Source organism: Acinetobacter sp. LMB-5 (assembly GCF_001541635.1).
In the GTDB taxonomy this organism is placed as follows: domain Bacteria; phylum Pseudomonadota; class Gammaproteobacteria; order Pseudomonadales; family Moraxellaceae; genus Acinetobacter; species Acinetobacter pittii.
Map to the genome: position 1 here is coordinate 1 of NZ_LRDR01000081.1, position 416 is coordinate 416.

Annotated in this window: 1 protein-coding gene; it reads right to left on the bottom strand. The window is 38.9% G+C overall.

Features of this window, described 5'->3' with window-relative positions; all coding sequences use genetic code 11:
• Positions 1-340: DUF4158 domain-containing protein (locus AW165_RS18615; protein ID WP_155859666.1), on the bottom strand; the 340-nt coding region annotated here is incomplete at its 3' end.
• Positions 341-416 lie beyond the last annotated feature (76 nt).

Sequence of the window (416 nt, forward strand, 5' to 3'; positions counted from 1 at the left end):
CGTGCATCTTCAAGATCAGTGTCGCTCGTGTGCTTTTAGCAATGAGGGGATATTTCGGTTTTCTGTTGGGGAAGTGAGTGGCGTAAATGTAATCAACATCTTGTTTCACGTCTCGCAATCTAAATTGCGGCACAACTGGCTTGGCTCGAAAATAGCCAATTAGGAGGATCAAATAAATTTTAGTTTCAATCTTTCCCATGTTTGATAGCGCTTTCTCGATACTCGGGTCTATCGAGAAAAACTCTTCACGCTCATTCTGATTAAATGCGGGACGGGAGTAAAGTTCATGGACTTCTTGTTCCGTTAATATTTGGATTCGACTTGGTTTAACTTTTCTCATTACTTTTTATTTTTTGTTAATAAATATTGAACAACTCGACATAGGGATAACTGTGCCTGCATGAAATTTGAGTCTA